Annotated in this window: 20 protein-coding genes; 8 read left to right on the top strand and 12 right to left on the bottom strand. The window is 70.2% G+C overall.

Annotation, left to right across the window (positions count from 1 at the left end; translation table 11 throughout):
* Positions 1-78: 78 nt before the first annotated feature.
* Positions 79-1,203, top strand: coding sequence for a glycosyltransferase family 4 protein (locus IDM40_RS10180; protein WP_193121697.1), 1,125 nt, complete (start codon positions 79-81; stop codon positions 1,201-1,203).
* Positions 1,204-1,275: 72 nt separating this feature from the next.
* Here the strand turns inward: IDM40_RS10180 and IDM40_RS10175 are convergent, their stop codons facing one another.
* The 4 genes from IDM40_RS10175 to ctaC all read right to left on the bottom strand — a co-directional run bounded on the left by IDM40_RS10175 (position 1,276) and on the right by ctaC (position 5,643).
* Positions 1,276-2,562: a L,D-transpeptidase gene (locus IDM40_RS10175; RefSeq protein WP_193121696.1), complete on the bottom strand. Its 1,287-nt coding sequence runs from the start codon at positions 2,560-2,562 to the stop codon at positions 1,276-1,278.
* A 153-nt stretch (positions 2,563-2,715) separates the two neighbouring features.
* Positions 2,716-3,141: a cytochrome c oxidase subunit 4 gene (locus IDM40_RS10170; RefSeq protein ID WP_193121695.1), complete on the bottom strand. Its 426-nt coding sequence runs from the start codon at positions 3,139-3,141 to the stop codon at positions 2,716-2,718.
* Positions 3,142-3,150: 9 nt separating this feature from the next.
* Positions 3,151-4,830: an aa3-type cytochrome oxidase subunit I gene (gene ctaD, locus IDM40_RS10165; RefSeq protein ID WP_193121694.1), complete on the bottom strand. Its 1,680-nt coding sequence runs from the start codon at positions 4,828-4,830 to the stop codon at positions 3,151-3,153.
* Positions 4,831-5,643 (bottom strand): aa3-type cytochrome oxidase subunit II, encoded by an 813-nt coding sequence (gene ctaC / locus IDM40_RS10160; RefSeq protein ID WP_456320159.1) that lies wholly within the window; start codon positions 5,641-5,643, stop codon positions 4,831-4,833.
* Positions 5,644-6,124: 481 nt separating this feature from the next.
* On the opposite strand from ctaC, the gene IDM40_RS10155 reads away from it, so the two are divergent.
* Positions 6,125-6,373: a sulfurtransferase TusA family protein gene (locus IDM40_RS10155; protein ID WP_193121692.1), complete on the top strand. Its 249-nt coding sequence runs from the start codon at positions 6,125-6,127 to the stop codon at positions 6,371-6,373.
* Between the two features lie 208 nt (positions 6,374-6,581).
* Here IDM40_RS10155 and rpsD read toward each other — a convergent pair whose 3' ends face one another.
* The 7 genes from rpsD to IDM40_RS10120 all read right to left on the bottom strand — a co-directional run bounded on the left by rpsD (position 6,582) and on the right by IDM40_RS10120 (position 12,255).
* On the bottom strand, positions 6,582-7,193 hold the full coding sequence (gene rpsD / locus IDM40_RS10150; protein WP_193121691.1) for a 30S ribosomal protein S4: 612 nt from the start codon (positions 7,191-7,193) through the stop codon (positions 6,582-6,584).
* A gap of 395 nt (positions 7,194-7,588) precedes the next feature.
* Complete coding sequence (locus IDM40_RS10145) at positions 7,589-8,560, bottom strand: carbohydrate kinase family protein (RefSeq protein WP_193121690.1); 972 nt, start codon at positions 8,558-8,560, stop codon at positions 7,589-7,591.
* 215 nt (positions 8,561-8,775) lie between these two features.
* Positions 8,776-9,123 (bottom strand): HesB/IscA family protein, encoded by a 348-nt coding sequence (locus tag IDM40_RS10140; protein ID WP_017614329.1) that lies wholly within the window; start codon positions 9,121-9,123, stop codon positions 8,776-8,778.
* A 299-nt stretch (positions 9,124-9,422) separates the two neighbouring features.
* Positions 9,423-10,016: a PspA-associated protein PspAB gene (gene pspAB / locus IDM40_RS10135; protein ID WP_193121689.1), complete on the bottom strand. Its 594-nt coding sequence runs from the start codon at positions 10,014-10,016 to the stop codon at positions 9,423-9,425.
* 33 nt (positions 10,017-10,049) lie between these two features.
* Positions 10,050-10,976, bottom strand: coding sequence for a zinc metalloprotease HtpX (gene htpX, locus IDM40_RS10130; RefSeq protein ID WP_193121688.1), 927 nt, complete (start codon positions 10,974-10,976; stop codon positions 10,050-10,052).
* 242 nt (positions 10,977-11,218) lie between these two features.
* Positions 11,219-11,497, bottom strand: coding sequence for a PspA-associated protein PspAA (pspAA, locus tag IDM40_RS10125; RefSeq protein WP_193121687.1), 279 nt, complete (start codon positions 11,495-11,497; stop codon positions 11,219-11,221).
* Positions 11,494-12,255 (bottom strand): PspA/IM30 family protein, encoded by a 762-nt coding sequence (locus tag IDM40_RS10120; protein ID WP_193121686.1) that lies wholly within the window; start codon positions 12,253-12,255, stop codon positions 11,494-11,496. Before IDM40_RS10120 ends, pspAA begins: the two co-directional genes overlap by 4 nt.
* A gap of 117 nt (positions 12,256-12,372) precedes the next feature.
* Between IDM40_RS10120 and IDM40_RS10115 the strand changes: the two genes are divergently transcribed.
* From IDM40_RS10115 to IDM40_RS10105, 3 genes are all read left to right on the top strand, one after another.
* Positions 12,373-13,017, top strand: a complete 645-nt coding sequence (locus IDM40_RS10115; RefSeq protein ID WP_193121685.1) for a DUF3043 domain-containing protein — start codon at positions 12,373-12,375, stop codon at positions 13,015-13,017.
* 152 nt (positions 13,018-13,169) lie between these two features.
* The gene (locus IDM40_RS10110) at positions 13,170-14,174 is read left to right on the top strand and encodes an aldo/keto reductase family protein (protein WP_193121684.1); all 1,005 of its coding nucleotides are present in this window, start codon (positions 13,170-13,172) and stop codon (positions 14,172-14,174) included.
* Positions 14,175-14,540: 366 nt separating this feature from the next.
* Entirely contained in the window at positions 14,541-14,738 is a 198-nt protein-coding gene (locus tag IDM40_RS10105) for a hypothetical protein (protein ID WP_193121683.1), read from the top strand.
* 54 nt (positions 14,739-14,792) lie between these two features.
* On the opposite strand, the gene IDM40_RS10100 is transcribed toward IDM40_RS10105, so the two are convergent.
* Positions 14,793-14,996: a hypothetical protein gene (locus IDM40_RS10100; RefSeq protein WP_193121682.1), complete on the bottom strand. Its 204-nt coding sequence runs from the start codon at positions 14,994-14,996 to the stop codon at positions 14,793-14,795.
* A 205-nt stretch (positions 14,997-15,201) separates the two neighbouring features.
* Here IDM40_RS10100 and IDM40_RS10095 point away from each other — a divergent pair, with 205 nt between their 5' ends.
* The 3 genes from IDM40_RS10095 (at position 15,202) to IDM40_RS10085 (ending at position 18,818) form a co-directional block, all read left to right on the top strand.
* Entirely contained in the window at positions 15,202-16,191 is a 990-nt protein-coding gene (locus tag IDM40_RS10095) for a bifunctional adenosylcobinamide kinase/adenosylcobinamide-phosphate guanylyltransferase (protein ID WP_193121765.1), read from the top strand.
* On the top strand, positions 16,188-16,994 hold the full coding sequence (locus IDM40_RS10090) for an adenosylcobinamide-GDP ribazoletransferase (protein ID WP_193121681.1): 807 nt from the start codon (positions 16,188-16,190) through the stop codon (positions 16,992-16,994). The genes IDM40_RS10095 and IDM40_RS10090 overlap by 4 nt, the downstream gene beginning before the upstream one ends.
* 309 nt (positions 16,995-17,303) lie before the next feature.
* Positions 17,304-18,818: a leucyl aminopeptidase gene (locus IDM40_RS10085; RefSeq protein ID WP_193121680.1), complete on the top strand. Its 1,515-nt coding sequence runs from the start codon at positions 17,304-17,306 to the stop codon at positions 18,816-18,818.
* Positions 18,819-18,929: the final 111 nt, after the last annotated feature.

Raw genomic sequence — 18,929 nt, 5'->3', positions numbered from 1 at the left:
CCGCCGGGCCCCGCGTCCACACGGGCGCGGGGCCCGGCGCTTCCTGCCGGCGGACCGCGTGGCCGTAGACTCGCCGGCGTGCCGCGAACGCTGATCATCACCAACGACTTCCCGCCCCGGCCCGGGGGCATCGAAGCCTTCGTCCACGAACTGGCACTGCGCCGGCCCCCGGGTTCGGTACTCGTCTACACCTCCTCCCCTGCCCCGGCGGACGCGGCGCGGGACCCCGAGTTCGACCTGCGCCAACCGTTCCCGATCGTGCGCGACGCCGCCCGCACCCTGCTGCCCACGCCGCGGGTGGCGAAGCGGGCCCGCGCCATCGCCCGCATGGAGGAGTGCGACTCGGTGCTCTACGGGGCGGCCACCCCGTTGGGGCTCCTGGCCCCGGGCATGCCGGTCCGGCGCCAGGTGGCCCTGACCCACGGACACGAGGCGTGGTGGGCCTCGGTACCCGGTGCGCGGGAGAGCCTGCGGCGGATCGGCGACACCGTCGACACCGTCACCTACCTGGGCGACCACACGCGCGGGCGGCTCGCACGCGCCCTCTCGGCGCCCGCGGCGCACCGCATGCGCCACCTGCCCCCGGGTGTGGACACCGAGCGCTTCCGCCCGGGTTCGGGGGGCGGGGCGGTCCGCGAGCGGTACGGGCTCGGCGACCGCCCGGTGGTGGTGTGCGTGTCCCGCCTGGTGCGCCGCAAGGGACAGGACACCCTGATCCGCGCGTGGCCCCGGGTCCTGGCCGACGTTCCGGACGCGGCCCTGCTCGTGGTCGGCGACGGACCGGAGGCCGGACGGCTCCGCGAGGCCGCACGGGGACTGGACTCTGTGCACTTCACCGGGCCGGTCGCGGCCGAGGACCTGCCCGCGCACTACGACGCCGGGACCGTCTTCGCGATGCCCTGCCGTTCGCGCCGCGCCGGCCTGGAGGTCGAGGGCCTGGGCATCGTCTACCTGGAGGCCTCGGCCACGGGACTGCCCGTCGTGGCCGGCGACTCCGGGGGCGCCCCCGACGCGGTACTGGAGGGAGAGACCGGGACCGTCGTGGACGGAACTCTGCCCGGACCCACCGCGCGCGCCCTCGTCCGTCTGCTCCGCGACCCCGCTGCCGCCGCACGCATGGGCGAGCGGGGCCGCGCGTGGGTCAGCCGGGAGTGGACCTGGGAGCGCTCGTCCGAGCGCCTCACGGAGCTCCTGGAGGCCTGACCGCCACACGGGCCCCTCCTGGGCCCGCGGACCCCGGCACGCAGGCGGACCACCCGGACCCCGCCGGGCCGGTCAGGTCTCGTCGGCGTGCACGTCCCCGGGTGTGCCCGAGCCGTCGGTGGTCTGCGGCTCCCCGGTGACACTGTTGTCCAGCCACTCCTCCCAGGAGCGCTGGTAGAAGCCCCAACCGTTGTCCCACTCGAGTTCCCGGCCGGTGCCGGTGGTCTCGAGGACGTCGCCCATCAGGGACTCGTCGTGGAACCAGCGTGCGTCGGCCTCGGACATGTTGGTGCACCCGTTGGAGGTGTTCGCGCTGCCGATCTGGCCGTTCCACGGGGCGGCGTGGGTGAACTCCCCGCTGTTCGAGGTGCGCACGGCGTGGTCGACGTCCATGCGGTAATGGCCCGGGGAGCCTTCGGGGATCCCCACGGTCGCCGAGTCCATGACCAGCGAGGTGTACTTCTCCATCGTCAGGTGGATCCCCGACGTGGTGGTGTCGAACTCCTTCTCCCCCGCGCCGTTGCTGACGGGGATCGTGCGCTCGTGGTCCCCGTCGACCTCGACGACCATCTCGTGGTCGGGCACGTGCATCGTGGAGATCTGCTCCCGGCCGACCTCGAACTCGATGCTGTGGTCGCGCACCGCGTGGACGCCCTCCTCGGAGGCCACTCCGGCCAGCCGCAGGTCGACCTCCACGTCCTGGTAGGGCTCCCAGTACTCCTTCGGGCGGAAGACGGCGGTGTCGTCACCGACCCAGTTCCAGGCGCCCTCGACCGGCTCCTCGGAGGTGACCTCCATGGAGTTCTCGACCTGCTCCTTGCGCTCCACGTCCCGATCGAAGTTGATCACGACCGGCATGCCCACGCCCACGACGTCGCCGCTGACGGGGAAGTTGCTGACCAGCTCGAGCCGGTCCTCCTCGGCCACCGCGGCGGTGGCGAACTCGGAGACGACCTCGGTCTCGGTCCCCGCGTCGTTCTCGGCAGTGGCGTGCACGGTCACCGAGGCACCGGGGACCAGGTTCCGGTCGCTGATCCAGGTCGCGCCGTCCTCACCCAGCTGACCCGAGGCCGTGCCCGCGTCACCCGCGGCCTCCTCGCCGAGGTCGTCGGTCGGGGTCTGTTCGATGCGCACGTCGGTGATGGTGCCGTCCTCGGCCTCGACCATGACCGGGGTGTCGGGGGCCACGTCTGCGCTGTCCGGAGCGGGGGTGACGGTCACGCGCGCCGATCCGGGCCCTCCGTCCTCGACCTCACTGCCCCCGAGAGAGCAGGAGGACAGCACGAGGACCGCGCCCGCCGCCACCGCTGCCGTCCGCTGCGTCCCGGCCCCGTAGATCTGCCCCTTCACGGCCACCACCCCCGTCGTTCCAGCACGGTGTCACCGAAAGAAACGCCCCGGCGCCCGGCAGGCCGCTGAGTGCGGACCTGGCCGGCCACCGGGGCGGTGACGTGCACACCATACCGCTCGTGACCACTTGACTCCAAGGCGTGGTCAGACGGTGGGCGGGCTCTAGTGCTGGAACTCCTTGCGGTAGTACTCGAACACCCAGCCGATCGCGGTGAGGATGATGGCGAAGCCGCCGATGATGACCATCCACCAGCCGATCGCCACACCCACGGCCGTGAAGGCCACGGAGAGGGCGACCCACAGCGGCCACACGCTGTGCGGGCTGAAGAAGCCGTACTCGCCGGAGTTCTCCGCGATCTCGCCGTCGAGGCGTTCCTCCGCGGGCAACCCGTGGAAGTGCTCGCTGCGTCGGGCCGCCTGGAGCAGCCAGTACCCGATCATCCAGCCGAAGCCGATGGAGATGACCAGGGCAGTGGTACCGGTCCATTCGATGGCGCCGGTGTCCTGGTAGGACCAGTAGACGTACAGGGCAGCCGCAAGACCGAAGAAGGTCGAGATGCCCATGAACAGATAGGCCTGTGTCTTCACTTGACCGCCCTACTTCTTCTCTGCGCCCGCGGCGACGGCGCCGGGTGCGGCGGCGTGCGGGTGGTTGAGGTCGAAGGCCGGACGCTCGGAGCGGATCCGCGGCAGCGACGTGAAGTTGTGTCGCGGCGGCGGGCACGAGGTCGCCCACTCCAGGGAGCAGCCGTAACCCCACGGGTCGTCCACAGTGACCATGGGCGCCTTCTTGGCCGTGACGTACACGTTCCAGAAGAAGATGAGCGTCGAGGCGGCCAGGACGAAGGAGGAGATCGACGAGATCTGGTTCAGCGTGGTGAACCCGTCGTTGGGCAGGTAGTCGGCGTAACGGCGCGGGAAGCCGGCCGCACCCAGCCAGTGCTGGACCAGGAAAGTGCCGTGGAAGCCCAGGAAGAGCAGCCAGAAGTGGAACTTGCCCAGCTTCTCGTCGAGCATCTTTCCGGTGAACTTGGGCCACCAGTAGTAGAACCCGGCGAACATCGCGAAGACGACCGTGCCGAACACGACGTAGTGGAAGTGCGCCACCACGAAGTAGGAGTCGGTGACGTGGAAGTCGATCGGCGGGGAGGCCAGGAGAACACCGGTCAGACCACCGAAGAGGAAGGTCACCATGAACCCGAGCGTGAACAGCATCGGTGTCTCGAAGGACAACTGTCCGCGCCACATGGTGCCGATCCAGTTGAAGAACTTCACGCCCGTCGGAACCGCGATGAGGAACGTCATGAACGAGAAGAACGGCAACAGTACGGCGCCTGTCGGGAACATGTGGTGCGCCCACACGGTGACCGAGAGGCCGGCGATCGCGATCGTGGCGGCCACCAGCGACTTGTAACCGAAGATCGGCTTGCGGCTGAAGACCGGCAGGATCTCCGTCGCGATACCGAAGAACGGCAGCGCGATGATGTAGACCTCCGGGTGGCCGAAGAACCAGAACAGGTGCTGCCACAGAATGGCACCGCCGTGTTCGGGGTTGAAGACCTGCGTTCCGATCATGCGGTCTGCGCCCAGAGCGATCAGGGCGGCGGTCAGCACCGGGAACGCGATGAGGACCAGAACACTGGTCAGCAGGGTGTTCCAGGTGAAGATCGACATGCGGAACATCGTCATACCGGGCGCGCGCATGCACAGGCCGGTGGTGATGAAGTTGACCGCACCGAGAATGGTGCCCAGACCCGAGACGATGAGGCCCAGGATCCACAGGTCACCGCCGAGCCCCGGCGAACGCACCGCGTCCGACAGCGGGGTGTAGGCGAACCACCCGAAGCTGGCAGCACCGCCGGGGGTCAGGAACCCGCCGATGGCGATCAGGCTGCCGAACAGGAACAGGTAGTAGCTGAACAGGTTCATGCGCGGGAACGCCACGTCGGGCGCGCCGATGTGCAGCGGCATGATGACGTTCGAGAACCCGATGAACAGCGGGGTCGCGAACATCAGCAGCATGATCGTGCCGTGCATGGTGAACAGCTGGTTGAACTGCTCGTTGGACATGAACTGCATGCCCGGTGAGAACAGCTCGAGGCGCATCAGGAGCGCGAGGACACCGCCGAACAGGAAGAACGCGAACGACGTGATCAGGTACATGTACCCGATCGTCTTGTGGTCGGTCGACGTCATCCAGTTGACGATGATCGACCCCTTGCGCGTCGGCGTCTGCGCGGCGCCGCTGTGGGGTTGAGTTTCCGTCGTCGTGGTCATTTAGCTGTCAGTCTCCTCGGCGTCCGCGGCGTCGACCACGGGGAGGTCCTCGGTGTCCTCGTCCGCGGCCTCCTGCTCGCGCTGCTGGGCCCACTGGGCGTATTCGTCCTCGGAGAGCACCTCGACGTTGAAGAGCATGCGGGTGTGGTCCACACCGCAGAGCTCGGCGCACCGGCCGACGTATTCGCCTTCGGTGCCGTCGTTGAGGTTCGCCTGGAAGGCGTTTTCGCGCCCGGGGACGACGTCCAGCTTGAACCCGAACGCCGGGATCCAGAACGAGTGGATGACGTCGGGCGAGTGGAGGTCGAAGTGGACTGTCGAGTTCTCGGGAAGAACGAGCGTCGTCTGGGTCTCGGGGTCTGCGGTGCCGTCCGGGTTCGGGATACCGACCTCGGAGTGCAGCACCTCGCCGCCGTTCTCCCGGGTGTCGTCCAGGTAGTTGAACTGCCAGGCCCATTGGAAGGCCACGACCTCGACGTGGACGTCAGCAGGTTCCTCGGTGTCCATCAGGTACGCCTGATCGCGTGCCGTGAAGAAGAACAGGACCGAGATGATGACGATCGGCAGGACTGTGTAGAGCGCCTCGATGGGCATGTTGTACCGCACCTGCGGCGGCAACTGCTCCGAGCGCTTGCGGTGGAAGATGACCGACCAGATGATCAGTCCCCACACGAGGATGCCGACCGCGAAAGCCGCCACCCATGAGCCCTGCCAGAGCGCGAGAACACGCTCGGCCTGCTCGGTGATCGGCTCCGGCATGCCCAAACGAGTGAGATCGTTCGACGCGCAGCCGGTCGCGGCCAGCCCCAGCACGGCGAGCGCGGCGCCGCGTGGTGCCCATCGGCGCAGTGTTGAGCGCCGATTTTTCTGGCGGGTCGGACTCACGGATTGCCTTCCCAGCGGTGAAGCCTGCGGATGTCTCCGCAGGCGGCCTAAGTATCCAAAGCTTTTCAGGGGCAAACATTATCGCGAACCGCCCAGCGTGCCGTTCAGGGGCTGACCTGGTCAGCGTGTTGCCGAACGGCCCCTGCACGGCAGGCGGGACAGCTCGCGGAGCCGGACCCGTTCGCCCGCGGAGACGAGGCTCCCGGCTGGCTACGAGCGCGGCCCGGCGTTGCCCCGGGCCCCGCCTCCACCGGCCCGCTGACCACCGTGTGAGGGTGGCCCGCACGCCCGCGGAGCGAGACTCAAGAGGAGCGTATCGCTGGGTTTACGACACCCTTAACCGGGTGTGCCTTACCGACCGGAGCGGGTCAAGATTGGGACACAGGACGACTACAGCCGGAGGTTTCCCGTGTCTGAGAACCCGCCCCCGACGGCGCTCGTGACGGTCGAGGCGAGGGGCCACAAATGCCCGATCCCCATCATCTGGCTCGCCCAGCGGCTGCACGAAGTGCCCATCGGTGCGGTCATCGCGGTCACTGCGGACGATCCCGCCGCGAGCCCGGACATCCCGGCCTGGTGCCGGATGAAGATGCACGAGTTCATCGCGGAAGTGCCCGCGTATCCGGGTAGCGCGTTTCACATCCGCAGGATGTACTGACCGCGTCCGTGCCGTTCAGGGGGTGGAACGGATATGCCGGTTCCGTTGCGATAACGATTCGCGGGTGCCCGGCCTGCACGCCCTGGGAGGGCGGCGTGCCCCTACCGGGTACCCAAAGGTCGAGCCGCGCGGACACCGGGTGTCCGCGCGGCTCTGTTCCGCCCGGGACCGGCCCCGGGGTGGGGCCGGCTCCGGGGAGGAACGGGGTCTATCGAGCGTAGTACTCGACGACGAGCTGCTCGTCGAAGGGCACCGGGATCTGCTCGCGCTTGGGGCGGTCGGTGACCGCGACGCGCAGGTCCTGGTGGCTCACGGCGAGGAAGCCGGCGATCTTGTCGTCGGCGTGGACGCCCTCGGCGGCCTCGACGAAGGGCACCATGTTGCGGGACTTCTCCCGAACACCGATGATCTGGCCCGGCTTGACCTGGTACGACGGGATGTCGACCTTCTTGCCGTCCACGGTGATGTGGCCGTGGTTGACGAACTGGCGCGCCGCGTAGACGGAAGCGGCCAGGCCCGAACGCAGGACGACGGTCGCCAGACGCATCTCCAGGTCGGCGAGCATCTCCTCACCGGTGCGGCCGGAGCGCTTCTTGGCGTTGTCGTAGACCCGGGCGAGCTGCTTCTCGGTCAGGTCGTAGTACCAGCGCACCTTCTGCTTCTCGGCCTGACGGACGGCGTAGTCGCTGCTGTTGCGACGGACGCGGCGGCCGTGCTCACCCGGCGGGTAAGGGCGCTTCTCGAAGTAGCTGACCGCCTTACGGGTCAGCGGGGTACCGGCGCGCCGGGACAACCGCACCTTCGGTCCGGTGTAGCGCATGCGTAGTCCTTTCAGAATTCCATGGGAGTCCCAGGTAAGGCTGGCCTAGATCTGGGAGGTGCTCGCGTCACCCTCCGACCGCACGCTGCCTGTGGCGGGTGCGGTCGCGCTCCCCACCGCCGCGCGTGACCCTGCGCGTACGGTGTGGGCTCGGTCTGCCGGCACGCGTTTCAGCGCACCGGGGGCACGGAGGCTCCCCGCGCTTGGTCGGCGGAGCCGAGTCGTGCGGGCAGCAACCCGGTCCGGGAAGGACCGGGTCGTGCGAGTCACAGCTTCCTACTCTAGAGGGTCCCGGGCGGTGCCCAGGACCCTCGTGAGGGAGTCCCTCGTTACAGCGGGGGTGCGTCCCTCGTTACAGCGGGGGTGCGTCCCTCGTCATCGCATGCGGGGGCGGATCACAGGTGGGGGCGGACCTCGTCGGCGGCTTCCTTGCCGTAGGAGGCCTCGATGCGTGCGAGGAGGCTCTGGGGGGTGAGGGTGTACTCCTGGGGCCCGTCGGCCTCCAGGCAGTGCACGGCGGTGGCGTTGCCGACCTGCGCGGCGCGCTCCAGGGGCAGGCCCCAGGAGTGGGCGGCCAGGAAGCCGGCGCGGAAGGAGTCACCCATGCCCGTGGGGTCGACCAGCTTGTCGACGGAGGCCGCCGGCACGTGGATGCTGGGCTCGCCCTTGCGGTCCAGACGGGCGCCCTTGGAACCGAGCGTCGTGATGCGGATGCCGACGCGGTCGAGGATCTGCTCGTCGCTCCAGCCGGTCTTCTGCTCGGCCAGCGCCTTCTCGTACTCGTTGGTGAACAGGATGGCGGCGCCCTCGATCAGGCTGCGCACCTCGGGGCCCTCCATGCGTGCCAGCTGCTGGGAGGGGTCCGCGGCGAAGGGGATGGAGCGGGAACGGCACTCCTCGCTGTGGCGCACCATCGCCGCCGGGTCGTCCGCACCGATGAGTAGCAGGTCGATCCCGCCCAGGCGGTCGTTGATCGGCTTGATCTCGATGTTGCGGGCCTCGGCCATGGCACCGGCGTAGAACGAGGCGATCTGGTTCTGGTCGCGGTCCGTGGTGCACACGAACCGTGCGGTGTGGCGCAGCTCCGAGATGAGGACGGAGGAGGTGTCGACACCGTGCCGGTCCAGCCAGGCGCGGTACTCCTCGAAGTCGGCGCCGGCGGCACCCACCAGGACGGGGCTCAGTCCGAAGGTGCCCAGACCGAAGCAGATGTTGGGGGCCACGCCGCCCCGGCGTACGTCGAGTTCGTCGACGAGGAACGACAGGGACAACTGCTGGATCTGCTCGGGGATGATCTGCTCGGCGAACCGACCGTCGAAGGACATGAGGTGGTCGGTGGCGATGGATCCGGCAACCGCGATTCTCACGGGGCGAGAGCTCCTTGCTCGGGGACGGGTCGTTCGGGGCGACCTGTGTGACGGGTGGGCTATTCAGGCCCCCCGAAAGGACTGCATCAGCGTACCCATGGCCACCGCGCTCCCGTCTATGGCGTCCGGCACCACAAAAGGGAGGGCGGACCGCTCGGTCCGCCCTCCCAGGGGTGTTCCGCCTGGCCGGAGCGGCCGGACGGATTCCCTACGTTTTAGTTGAAGGAGTCGCCGCAGGCGCAGGAGCCGGTGGCGTTGGGGTTGTCGATGGTGAACCCCTGCTTCTCGATGGTGTCGACGAAGTCGATCGTGGCACCGATGAGGTACGGGGAGCTCATCCGGTCGGTGACCACCTCGACGCCGCCGAAGTCGGCGACGACGTCACCGTCGAGCTCACGCTCGTCGAAGTAGAGCTGGTAGCGCAGCCCCGAGCAACCACCGGGCTGAACGGCGACGCGCAGGCGCAGGTCGTCGCGGCCCTCCTGGTCGAGCAGCGCCTTGACCTTGCCGGCCGCCTCATCGGTGAGGATGATGCCCTCGGTGGTCTCGCTCTGAACCGTCATCTGTAAAGCTCCTCATAACAAAGGGTGCGGCCGCCTGGCTGCCCCGGTCGCGACGGGGCCCGACCGGGCTCAGCCGGTCCTGTCCTCTTCAACGGTTGTCAACGCCGGAAAGTTGCCCGGCATTCCGCCGTGCGGCCGCCATGTCGTCCCCGTCCTTCCCTCTGCGGGCCGGCCGCAGTGGAAGATGGTCGGGGAACAATGTGCTCGTAAGCCCCAGGGTAATCTTCCCCGGCCCCCGATGCCATCTTCCGGACGCCCCTGCGGACGGCCGTGGCAGGCAGGACCGGGGTCCGCGCAGGTCAGAGCCCGGGGGCTCCGTAGACGGGGAACCAGCGCGAACGGTCCTTCTCCATCGGGAGGTCGTTGCCGATGGCCGCCTCGACCTGCAGTTCGAGAGCGTTGTCGCGGCGCTGTCCCCCGGCCGGGGCGAACGGGTAGAAGGTTCCGCGCTTGTACAGGTAGACCAGGCCGAGCGAGCGCCCGCGGGTGTCGTTGAACCCCACGAGCGAGCACAGCAGGGACGGCCCGTAGCCGTTGACCTCGAGCGTGGAGTTGACCGCGTGCAGGTCGGTGACCAGGCCGCTGATGTCGGGATCGGGGTCGTCGCCCTCGGGTGCGTGGGCGGTGCGCACCACGATCCACGTGTAGCCGTAGTCGTCGGTGACCTGGCGCACCGGGGGTCCGTCACCGGCATCCAGCAGAGCGGTGACGTCGCTCTCCACGCTCTGGAAGTCCGCGCCCTCTGCGGCACGGAAGGCCACCGACCCGGTTCCGGTCGGGGTGAAACCGGCCGCCGCGCGCAGGGTGATGGCGGCCGTCGGCAGGCCGAACAGGGCGTCGAGGTCGGGCTTGGCGGGCTTGGACCGCCCCAGCAGGGCGCGCCAGAAACTCATGGGTGGACTCCGGTTCCGGGTCTCGGGGGCGGATCAGTGTCCCTGGCCGAGCTGCCGCGAGATGTCGGCCAGCCGGCTCACCCGCTGCTGGACCGGCGGGTGGGTGGCGACGAGCTGGCTGAAGCTGAAGCCCTTCTGCGACAGGGCCGGGGCGAAGAAGAAGGCGTTGAACGGCTCGGCCTGGCGCAGGTCGCGGGTGGGGATGCGTGCCATGTCGCCGGTGATCTTGGTCAGGGCGCTGCTGAGCATGGACGGTCGGCCGGTGAGGTAGGCGGCGGCGCGGTCGGCGGCGAGCTCACGGTAGCGCGACAACGCCCGGGTGAGGAGGAAGCTCAGCACCCAGGCGGCTGCGCTGACCACGACCACGAGCAGGGCCACGACCGCGGGCGCCGGGCCGTTGTTGTTGCTGCGGCCGCCGGCCATGCCGCTGAACATGGCGAAGCGGAGCCCGGCCTGGGTGAGGAAGCCGGCGACGATGCCGAGGAACCCGGCCACCGTCATGACCATGACGTCGCGGTGGGCGATGTGGGACAGTTCGTGCGCGACGACGGCCTCGAGCTCGGGGCCCTCCAGGCGCCGCATGAGGCCGGTGGTCACGCAGATCACCGCGGTCTTCTCGCTGTGGCCGGTCGCGAAGGCGTTGGGCACGTCGGTGTCGGCGATGCCCACGCGGGGCTTGGACATGTCGGCCATGGCGCACAGCCGGTCGACGACGGCGTGCAGCTCGGGCGCCTGCTGGGGTGAGACCTCCTTGGCGCCCATGGCGAACATGGCGATCTTGTCGGAGGAGAAGAAGGAGAAGGCCGCGAAGGCGGCCACGAGGATGAGCACCAGCCAGATGTTGAGGCCCGCCGCGACCAGTCCGACCACGAACAGGACGTAGACGACGAACAGCAGAGCCATCGTCAGGACCATCCGGGCGGTGAGGCCGCGGTCAGGTCTGAATTTGGATCCCGCCATGTGTGTGGACTCCTCCCCCGCGACGGCTGCTCCGGAAGTGTAGTTCTCCGAGGTGAGAAGCGGGTTAAAGCGCCCGGGTGCGTGTCCCGGCGTGAGGGGTCGCACAGTCGTCGGCGCGGGGATCCCGGGTACGCCGCGGCCGCCGTGACGCTGTCGTCACGGCGGCCGTTGGCGCTCGTCTGGGGCCGGGGCCTGCGGACGGTCGGGCGGGAGCCCTGCCGGCCGGTCACCCGGAGCCGGGGTCAGCCGGGGATGAGCCCGTCGTCCTGGAGCATCTCCCGGACCTCCTCCATGCTCGCGTCGGCGTGCGGGAGGATGTACTCGGAGGGCTTCAGGGCGTCGGGGGAGAGCGGCTCACCGTCCTGGCGGACCCGCTCGAGGAGGTCGTGCAGGGCCTTGCGGAAGGTCGCCTCGTCGCCGGACTCGATGGCCCGCTCCAACGCGTCGTCGTAGGAGTTGAGCAGGTCCAGGTCGGCCTCGGTGAGGTCCACCTGCCCCTCACCCATGATGCGGACGATCACGAGCCCTCCTTCTGGCCGTTCCCGCCCTCGATCTGCGGGGTGGAACCGCCGTCGCCCTGGCCGAGCTCGGCCTTCATGCGCTCGAGGTCGGACTCCACGCCGGTGGTGCTGGCCATGCGGTCCAGCTCGGACTGGATGTCGTCCTTGGAACCGGAACCGGTGACGTCGTCGAGCGCACCGGAGGCCAGCAGCTCGTCGACGGCCCCGGCACGGGCCTGCATCTCGCTGGTCTTGTCCTCCGCGCGCTGCACCGCCATGCCGACATCGCCCATCTCCTCGGAGATGCCGGAGAAGGCCTCGCTGATCTGCGTCTGGGCCTGGGCGGCGGTGTAGGTGGCCTTGATGGTCTCCTTGCGGGTGCGGAAGGAGTCCACCTTGGCCTGCAGACGCTGAGCGGCGGTGGTGAGCTTCTGCTCCTCCTGCTGGAGGTTGGCGTGCTGCTCGCGCAGTCCCTCGATCTGGCTGGTGAGGCCGGAGCGGCGGGTCAGGGCCTCGCGGGCGAGGTCCTCCCGGCCCTGGGTGAGGGCGGTACGGCCCTGGTTCTCCAGCTTGCCGGACTGCTGTTCGAGCTGCTGGATCTGGAGCTCGACCCGCTTGCGGGAGGTCGCGACGTCGGCCACCCCACGGCGGACCTTCTGCAAGAGTTCGAGCTGCTTCTGGTAAGAGTAGTCGAGTGTTTCCCTGGGGTCCTCGACCGAGTCCATGGCCTTGTTGGCCTTGGACTTGAAGATCATCGAAAGTCGCTGAAACACGCTCATCGGCGTGGCCGTCCCCTTCTCGGTCCGTACATCGGCTGTTCCCAGCGGGCGCTTTGCCCAACCCTACGCGGTCTGGCCCGCGGTCGCCATAAAGCTGTGACCGGCTACCCTGAAGGTGTGTTCCGACGTCGCTCCGCTTCCGCAGACACGGATTCGGCCGCTGCCGAATCCGCCAGCCCTGAGGCCACTGAGGCCACCCAACCTAAGGGATATACCCCCAAGAAGGGTGTCCCCACCCCAAAGCGCAAGGAATCCGAACAGGACCTGCGCCGGCCGCTGAACGCCCCGCAGACGCGTAAGGAGGCGTACCGGGCCTACCGGGACCGTCTCGACCGTCAACGAGGGCGCGAGGCCCGGCGTTCCGGCGCTCCGAAGGGGCAGGAGAGGTACTACAGGCAGCAGGACTACGGTGATGCCCGGGCGTTCGCCCGAAACTACGTCGACTCCCGGCGCAGCGTCAGCGAGTTCTTCCTGCCGTTCTCGATCGTGATCATCGCGTTGTTGTTCGTGAACAACCCGCTCTTCCAGATCGGTGTGGCCTACATCCTCTGGCCGCTCATGATGATGTCGATCATCTTCGAGGGCATCATGATCGGCCGCACGGTCAAGCGCCGTGCAGCCGAGTACTTCCCCGACGACCCCACCCTGAAGGGCATCAGCTGGTACGTGGCCATGCGCCAGCTCCAGTTCCGACGCCTGCGCCTGCCCAAGCCCGAGGTCAAGGTCGGCGACGACCCGACCCCGCGCAACGCAGCGCGCTGATCCATCCCCATCAGTCCAGTAAGTCCGCAGTTCACGTGAGACGGGGCCGGTGCACGCATCGGCCCCTCACTCATGTCCGGGCCCGGATGCAGGGGCGTGCGGGCCGGTCCGGGGACCTCGGCGGGCGGCACCGGCGGCGTTAGGCTCCGGTCATGGAATTCCGTTATCTGGGCAACAGCGGCCTGATGGTCAGCGAGATCTCGTACGGCAACTGGATCACGCACGGTTCGCAGGTCGAGGAGGACACCGCCAAGCAGTGCGTGCGGGCTGCCCTCGACGCCGGCGTCACCACCTTCGACACCGCCGACGTCTACGCCGGCGGCCGGGCCGAGGAGGTCCTGGGGCGCGCGCTGAAGGGTGAGCGCCGGGACGGGCTCGAGATCTTCTCCAAGGTCTTCATGCCCATGGGCGAGGGCAAGAACGACAAGGGGCTCTCCCGCAAGCACGTCGTGCGCGGTGTGGAGGACTCCCTGCGCCGTATCGGCACCGATTACCTGGACCTCTACCAGGCGCACCGGTTCGACCACACGACCCCGCTCGAGGAGACGATGCGGGCCTTCGACGACCTGGTGCGCCAGGGCAAGGTCCTCTACGTCGGCGTCTCCGAGTGGCGGGCCGACCAGATCGAGCGGGCGCTGAAGATCGCCGACGAGATGGGCTTCGACCGGCTCGTCTCGAACCAGCCGCAGTACAACATGGTCTGGCGGGTCATCGAGAGCGAGGTCGTGCCGACCAGCGAGCGCGAGGGCCTGGGGCAGATCGTGTGGTCGCCGTTGGCCGGTGGTGTGCTGACCGGCAAGTACAAGCCGGGGCAGGAGTTGCCGAGCGGGACTCGGGCCACCGACCCCAAGAGCGAGAAGTTCGTGGCGGACAAGGTCTCCGACCGGGCTCTGCTCGAGCGGGTCCAGGCATTGGAGCCGCTGGCGGCCGAGGCCGGACTGGACCTGGCGCAGCTCGCGCTCGCGTGGGTGCTGCAGAACGGCAACGTCTCCAGCGCGATCATCGGCGCCTCGCGGCCCGAGCAGGTGCACAAGAACGTGCAGGCGGCCGGGGTGAAGCTCGACGACGGGCTGATGGCGCGCATCGACGAGGTGCTCGGCGAGAGCATCGTGCGCGATCCGGCGCTGACCAGGAGCCCGGACGACATCCGCGCCTGAACCCCTCCCCCACGGGGGTGGATGGCCACAAGCGGCCCCGGCACCGAGGGCGCCGGGGCCGCCGCGTGCCGGTGGGTAGGATCCGCTTCAACCCCCAGCACGAAGGACGGGCGAACCGGTGTCGCATCCCCCGCCGCAGCGGCCTGACGAGCTCCAGGACACCCTCGGGACACCCGCGCCCACGGACCCGCGCAGAGTGGGCCGTTACCGCCTGCGCGGACGCCTGGGCGCGGGCGGAATGGGCGTCGTGCACGCCGCGACCGACCCGCGCGGCCGTCCCGTCGCGCTCAAGAGGGTGCACCGCGAGTACGCGGCCGCATTGAGGCGCCGGACGGTTACACGACCGGGAGCGGTTCCACCGGCCCCGTGAACGAGAGCACCCAGGAGATCACCCTGACCTTCGAGAACGCGCCGGCCCGCGGCCTACTGGCCTTCGGGGACATCGACTACGAGCCGCATGTGGAGGGCGCCCACCCGGTCAGCGCGTGTTACGACGCCGAGGCCGGCGACTTCTCCTTGGACTTCGACACGTGCCTGCCCGAGATCGCCGAACAGGACGACTGAGCGCCGTGCCCGGGGACCGGACACGGCGCTCGCGGGGGCACGACTGCAGGGGGACTACTCCGCCGACTCCAGCGACATCGCGTAGACCTCGCGGTCCTCGTCCATGAGGGCGACGCGCCCCACGCCGCCGTCGGCCAGCTCGTGCCAGTTCTCGCCGAGCCAGCTCTCGGCGTCTCCTCGGGAGGTGAACGACTCCGAGGGCAGGTCCTGCCCCAGTTCGTCGCCGTCGGGCCCGAAGTAGCGCCAGGTCCACGCCATGTTGACCACCCTTCGTCGGGGACACCGCGGCCTCGGCAGCCGCGGTCGGTGCCGAGCTTAACCAAAGCGGGGATCGGGATGCGGTTTACTGCATCGGGTGCGTATCCGTTTTCCGGGGACGGCGGGGCACGCGGGCTGGCCGGCACCGCAGTGCACCTGCTCCTCCTGCAACAAAGCCCAGGCCGACCGCCGTCTGCCGTTGCGCGTGACCGTGGACGACCGTTTCCGGGTCCGCGAGGGCGGCGCGGTGGGCCCCGTACCGCCGACCTACACCGTCACCTCGACCGCGGACGGAACCCTCGTGGAGGGCCCCGACGGCGGCAGACTCCTGATCGCACGCACCTCGCCGGGCCCGCTCCCCGCGGTACCCCCGGTCGAGGACCCCTCGGGCCGGTCCGGTTACGCCTCCGCCCCGCCCCAGCAGGTCGACATGGTCGTCGTGGACGCCGCGCAGCGCCCGGAGACCATCGGTGAGCTGCGCCGCGCCGGGATCATAGGTGTGACGACGGCCGTGGTCGCGGTCGGCGGGGACCACTGGGTGCGTTCACCCGAGGAGTTCGCGCGCCGGGCCCGCCTGTGGGGCGCCCTGGTCCCGAGCGACGGCAGCGTCATGTCCTGCCCGCCCTCAGTGTGGCCGGAACCGCGCCCGCAGGGCCCGCACCGCACGCTGGTGACCGGCGGCGCCCGGTCGGGCAAGTCCACCGAGGCCGAGGTGCGCCTGCTGGCCGAGCCCCGGGTCGTGTACGCGGCCACGGGCCCTTCCCCCGACCCCGCGCAGGACCCGGAGTGGGCCGGACGCGTGCAGCAGCACGTTGAACGCCGTCCGTGGTGGTGGCACACCGAGGAGACCTCCGACCTGGCCGAGCTTCTCCGGCGCGCCCGCGGCGCCGTGCTCGTCGACTGCCTGGGCACCTGGTTGGCCGCGGCGATGGACCGGCACGGGATGTGGGCCGACGAGGTCCCCGCCGAGGCGGAGGAGGCCCTGGAGGCCGAACTGCGTGCGCTGCTCGAGGCTTGGCGCGGCACCCGGGCCTACGTGGTCGCGGTGACCAACGAGGTCGGCTCGGGGGTCGTGCCCGCGACCCGGGCGGGCCGCCTGTTCCGCGACCACCTGGGCCGGCTCAACCAGTGGGTGGGCTCCGAGTCCGAGGACGTGGTGCTGGCCGCTGCGGGACGGGTGGTGGAGCTCCGATGAACCCGGCAGTGGGGCGCCTGGCCGACGTGGTCGACGGCGCACGCATGGCGGCGGGCACGTTCACGGCGGTGCCGGTGCGGGCCGGGCGCCTGGACCGGTCGGTGGCCGGCTGGGCGATGGCCTGGGCACCGTGGCTCGGCGCACTCGTCGGTCTGGCCTGCGGGGTCATCGCCGTGGCCGGGGCGCGGCTGGGGCTGGACCCGGCCCTGGCGGCGCTGCTGGGAGTGGGCCTGGGTGCACTGGTCACCCGGGGACTGCACCTGGACGGGCTCGCCGACGTGGCCGACGGCCTGGGCAGCGGGCGCCGGCCCGACGGTGCTCTGGAGGTCATGCGCCGTTCCGACATCGGTCCGTTCGGGGTGGTGACACTCGTCGTGGCGGTTGGGGCCCAGACCCTCGCGCTGGGACAGCTGGTGGCGGCCTCCCCCGCTCTGGCCCTGACGGGTGCGGCACTGGCCGGGGCTGTGGGGCGCGCTGCGGTGACCGGAGCATGCCTGCCCGCGGTTCCGTCGGCCCGTGAGGAAGGGCTGGGCGCGTTCGTGGCCGGCAGCGTGCGGCTGCCGGGCCTGGCCCTGGCGTCGGGTGCCCTGCTCCTGTTCTGGCTGCTCGGCTGGTTCCTGGGGTTCCCCTGGGCGCTGGGCGGAGCGGTCGCGGCGGTCGCCGGCCTCGCGGTGGCGGCGGTTCTGCTGCGGCACTGCGTGCGGCGTCTCGGCGGCATCACCGGCGACGTCCTGGGGGCGCTGGCGGAGGCCGCAGGCACGGCCGCGCTGGTGGTCCTGGCCGCGTTCGCCGGGCGGGTGTGAACCCGGGTATCGACCCCGACCAGGGCTTTCGTGGAACCGGGCCGATGTTCCCGCCTGTGCCGTGTCGGCATCATCACTTTTTTTCACACCGCGTTTCACGGCCGACCGCTCGGGGCAACGCAGTTCGGCCCGTGCAATGCCGTGCGCGACCCCCCACCGGCGGTGAGAGTGGCCCTCGGCGCACGCGGGCGCACGAGCCACCGGGGGGACGGGCCGGTCCGCGCAGCGCCCCCGAGCTCCGTGTCAGCGCCTCGGGGAGCCGGGGCGCCACGTCGCCGCCGGGCGCGCGGGGCGACTAGCATCGTTGGCGTGAGCACGACGTTGTCAGTAATTACGGAGTCCCCCAGCACGCTCGACGCCGACGCCATCGTCGTCGGTTACCACTCCGGAGGCGATGCTCCGGAGCCCGCGTCGGGCGCTCATGACGTCGATGCCGCCTTCTCCGGCGGCCTCGCCTCGACCCTGTCGCTCCTGGGAGCGGGCGGCGCGCCTGAGGAGGTGCACACCATTGCTTCCCTCGGAGCCGTCTCGGCCCCGGTCGTCGTCGCGGTCGGTCTCGGCCCGGCGCCCTCCGACGGCCCCGTCGACCCCGATGTCCTGTCCCGTTCCGCGGGCGCCGCGCTGCGCGCCCTGGCCGCCCGCCCCGAGGGCGCCGGCCGTGTCGCGCTGGCCCTGCCCGCCGAGAACGCGGAGCAGGCCGGTGCCGTCGCCCTGGGCGCACAGCTCGGCCTGTACACCTTCGACCGTTACCGCACGAGCGACCTGGCCCGCCGGAAGGCGGAGCAGCCCGCGACGCTGAGCCTGGTCTCGGCCGCCGCCGGTGCCGAGTCCGCCGCCGAGCGCGCGGCGGTCCTGTCCGAGGCGGTCAACTACAGCCGCGACCTGGTCAACACCGCCCCCGCCGACCTGGTCCCCGAGGACCTCGCCTCGGCCGCGCAGGCCATCGCCCAGGAGTCCGACCTGCAGATCGAGGTCCTGGACGAGCAGGCGCTCACCGAGGGCGGCTACGGCGGCATCACCGGTGTGGGCCAGGGTTCGGCCAACCCGCCGCGCCTGGTCCGGCTGGCGCACAGCCACCCGGAGGCGACCAGGACGCTCGCGTTCGTCGGCAAGGGCATCACCTTCGACTCCGGCGGCCTGTCCCTGAAGCCCGCGGGTTCGATGGACTGGATGAAGTCCGACATGGCCGGCGCCGCCTCCGTGCTCGCCGCCATGCGCGCCATCGCCACCCTGGGCCTGAAGGTCAACGCCGTCGGCTACCTGGCCGTGGCCGAGAACATGCCCAGCGGAACCGCTTCCCGCCCCTCCGACGTGCTGAACATGTACGGCGGCAAGACCGTCGAGGTGCTCAACACCGACGCCGAGGGCCGCCTGGTCATGGCCGACGCGCTGGTGCGCGCCCAGGAGGACGGGCCGGACCTGGTCGTGGACATCGCCACGCTGACCGGCGCCCAGCTGGTCGCGCTCGGCACCCGCGTCTTCGCGGTCATGGGCAACGACGACGAGGCGCGAGACAGCATCGTCGCGGCCTCCGGCGCCGAGGGCGAGGCCTCTTGGGCCATGCCCCTGCCCGGGGAGCTGCGTGCCGGGCTGGACTCTTCCGTCGCAGACATCGCCAACGTCTCCGCGGAGCGCTGGGGCGGCATGCTGACCGCCGGCGTCTTCCTCAAGGAGTTCATCGACGAGGGGGTCTCCTGGGCCCACCTCGACATCGCCGGGCCGTCGTTCAACCACGGCGGACCGCACGGGCACACCCCCAAGGGCGGAACGGGCGCGGGGACGCGAACCCTGGTCCGTATCGCCGAGGAGTACGCCCGCAAGTGACCGCGTCAAGGCGGCGCCTCTGAGCCGGGGCGCCGCCGGCCCGCGGCGGCCGCGTGCGCACCGCCCTCCGGTGCGCGGCACGGTCCCACCACCACCTGAATCACCAGCCAC

It is taken from the genome of Nocardiopsis coralli (assembly GCF_014892575.1).
Classification (GTDB): domain Bacteria; phylum Actinomycetota; class Actinomycetes; order Streptosporangiales; family Streptosporangiaceae; genus Nocardiopsis; species Nocardiopsis coralli.
The sequence above is the reverse complement of the archived record's forward strand: the minus strand, read 5'-3'. Positions and strand labels throughout refer to the sequence as shown.